The organism is Actinotalea sp. C106 (assembly GCF_023630195.1).
In the GTDB taxonomy this organism is placed as follows: domain Bacteria; phylum Actinomycetota; class Actinomycetes; order Actinomycetales; family Cellulomonadaceae; genus Actinotalea.
This window is the reverse complement of the sequence record NZ_JALPKN010000346.1, coordinates 1-2,878: the sequence shown is the minus strand read 5'-3', so window position 1 is coordinate 2,878 and position 2,878 is coordinate 1. Positions and strand designations below refer to the sequence as shown.

At 73.5% G+C, this 2,878-nt stretch carries 2 protein-coding genes and 1 pseudogene; 1 reads left to right on the top strand and 2 read right to left on the bottom strand.

From position 1 onward, the window contains the following. Together L0B03_RS16075 and L0B03_RS16070 are read right to left on the bottom strand one after the other, a co-directional pair. A partial coding sequence (locus L0B03_RS16075) for a LacI family DNA-binding transcriptional regulator (RefSeq protein ID WP_250447743.1) occupies window positions 1-655 on the bottom strand: 655 nt, incomplete at its 3' end. Window positions 656-659: 4 nt separating this feature from the next. After that, a pseudogene (locus tag L0B03_RS16070) lies at window positions 660-1,099 on the bottom strand (DUF2505 domain-containing protein). Between the two features lie 164 nt (window positions 1,100-1,263). Here L0B03_RS16070 and L0B03_RS16065 point away from each other — a divergent pair. Next, window positions 1,264-2,739 carry a PAS domain-containing sensor histidine kinase gene (locus tag L0B03_RS16065; protein ID WP_250447740.1) on the top strand — a complete coding sequence of 492 codons (1,476 nt, stop codon included), beginning with the start codon at window positions 1,264-1,266 and terminating at the stop codon, window positions 2,737-2,739. The last annotated feature ends 139 nt before the right edge of the window (window positions 2,740-2,878 follow it).

Genomic DNA, 2,878 nt, shown 5'->3' with positions numbered 1-2,878 from the left:
CGGCGAGGGCCTCGCGCCAGCCGGCGAGCCGGTCGACCCCGGCGGCCATGTCGAGCGGCCCCGCGATGGTGCCGACCCGGCGGCAGCCGACCTGCACGAGGTACTCGGTGGCGCGGCGCCCGCCGAGGACGTTGTCGACGTCGACGTACTGGATGGTCTCGGGGGACTGCCACGGGCGCCCCACGAACACGCACGGAAGACGGGAGCCGGCGAGCACCTCCTCGAGGGAGTCGTCCCGGTGGTGGGAGACGACCACGGCGCCGTCGACGTGCTGGTTGCGCAGGTAGCGGGCGGTGCGCTGGGTGCTGTCGTCGCGCCGCGCGATGATCAGGACGAGCTGGATCTCGGTCTCGGACAGGGCCGCGCTGAGCCCCTGCAGGGTCCGTGCGAAGTACGGGTCGGAGAGCACGCGCTCGTCGGGTTCGGGCACCACGAGGGCGATCGAGTCGGTGCGGCGGGTGACGAGGCTGCGCGCGGCGCGGTTCGGGGAGTAGCCGAGGGCGACGATCGCGCGGTCGACAGCGGTCTGCGCCTCGGGGCTCACCCGCAGCCCGCCGTTGATCGCGCGCGAGGCCGTCGAGCGCGACACCCCGGCGTGCTCGGCGACCTCCTCGAGGGTGGGCGCGTGACGACCGGGACGCTCGACCGGGCTCACCGGGTCAGCGCGCGAGCCAGGTGGCCCCGGCGCGGCCCTCGGCCGCGAAGGCCTCACGGATGCCCCCGGCTGTCGCCTGCTCGACGGCCGAGGCGAAGAGCGGCACCGAGGCCTTGAGCTCGCCCTCGACGTGGTGTGTCGTGGTGCCGTCGGCCTCTTCGACCAGGCGCATGGTCCCGGAGAGCCGTACCGGTGCCCCGGTGATCTCGACCACCACGGTCCCTCGGCGCCCCCCCGCTCGGGGCCCTCCCAGGCCTCGACCTGACGCACCTCGACGCTCGCCCCGATCACGGAGCGGAACTGCGCGGGGATGTCGGTCGACGGCATGTGCCGGCGGGTGGTCACGGTGAAGGCCTCGGCGCTGGTGCCGACCACGTCCACCTGCTGCGACGTCGCCCCGGTGGCCCGGACCTTGGTGGCCACGAACTCCTCGTCGGCGAGCATCGCGGCCACGGCGTCGGTCCCGGCGTCGTAGGTGGTCTGGACGGACACGTGCACCGGAGCCTCCGAGGGTGGGGAAGAGTAGGTCGAGGTTAACAAGCGGCGACGCGGTGCGCTGCGCCGTCGTCCGGGCGGGTCGGTGCGCGTCCTGCGCCTAGGCTCGCAGGGTGTCCACCTTGAGTGATCTGGTCTCCCGCCACGCCGACCTCGCCCCTGCCGACGTCGAGTGGCTCCACCTCCTGGTCGGCGACTGGCAGCTGATCTCCGACCTGGCCTTCGCCGACCTCGTGCTGTGGTTGCCGACGCGCTCGGGGGACTTCGTCGCGGTCTCCCAGGCACGGCCCTCGACAGGGGCGACCGTCCACTACGACGACATCGTCGGCAGCAGCGCCCCCGAGGGGCAGCGCCCTCAGCTCGAGCGTGCCCTTGCCGACGTCTCGATCCAGCGTTCGCGCGAGCCCCGCTGGTTCGGCACGTACGCGGTGCGCGAGGAGGCGGTGCCCGTGGTGCACGCCGGACGGCCCGTCGCGGTGGTCGCCCGGCAGACGAACCTGGGCGGTGCCCGCACCCCGAGCAGGCTCGAGCTCAACTACGTCGAGGCCGCCGACGACCTGGTCGCGATGATCTCCCGGGGCGAGTTCCCGGCCCCCAACGCCCCGACCGGTCCGCGTCGTGGGGCGCCGCGGGTGGGCGACGGGCTGATCCGGCTCAACTCCGAGGGCGAGGTCCTCTACGCGAGCCCCAACGCCCTGAGCTGCTTCCACCGCTTCGGCGTCCTCGGTTCCCTCGTGGGCAGGTCTCTCGCGGAGGTCACGACCGACCTGCTCGAGGACAGCACCGCGATGGACGAGTCCCTGCCCCTGGTGGTCATGGGCAGGGCTCCGTGGCGCACCGACCTCGAGGCTCGCGGGGTGTGCCTGTCGCTGCGCGCGGTGCCGATGACCGAGGACGGGCAGCGCATCGGTGCGGTGCTGCTGTGCCGCGACGTCTCCGAGCTGCGGCGCCGCGAGCGTGAGCTCATCACCAAGGACGCGACCATCCGGGAGATCCACCACCGGGTGAAGAACAACCTGCAGACCGTCGCGGCCCTGCTGCGTCTGCAGGGCCGGCGGATGACCTCGCCCGAGGCCAAGGATGCCCTGGACGAGGCGATGCGCCGCGTCACGACCATCGCCCTGGTCCACGAGACCCTCTCGCAGACCCTCGACGAGACCGTGGACTTCGACAGCCTCGTGGACCGCAGCCTGCGGCTCGTGGCCGACGTCGCCTCGGCGGGTGCCTCGGTGCGCACCGTGAGGACGGGGACCTTCGGCATGGTCCCGGCCGAGGGGGCGACGGCCTTGGCGCTGATCCTCACCGAGCTCGTGACCAACGCCGTCGAGCACGGTTTCGTCGGACGCGAGGCCGGCACGGTCGAGATCGTCGCCGAGCGCAGCGGCCAGCACCTGCACGTGGTCATCGACGACGACGGGGTGGGGCTGGCCGGGGGAGCGAGCGGCCCCATGACGGGCCTCGGCACGCAGATCGTCGAGACGCTGGTCCGCAACGAGCTCGGCGGGTCGATCGGGTGGTCGGCCCGCGAGGGAGGCGGGACGCGGGTCCTGCTCGACCTCGACATGCGCGAGCGCCGCGCGATCGTCTGAGGCCCTGCGGCGCGGACCCGTCGAGGGCTCTCACCACCCGCGCGCACGACGACGCCCCCGGCACCGTCCTGTGCGGGCGGCGCCGGGGGCGTCGGGGGGTGCTGAGGTGCGCCCTGCTCAGCTCGCGCAAGTCGGAGGC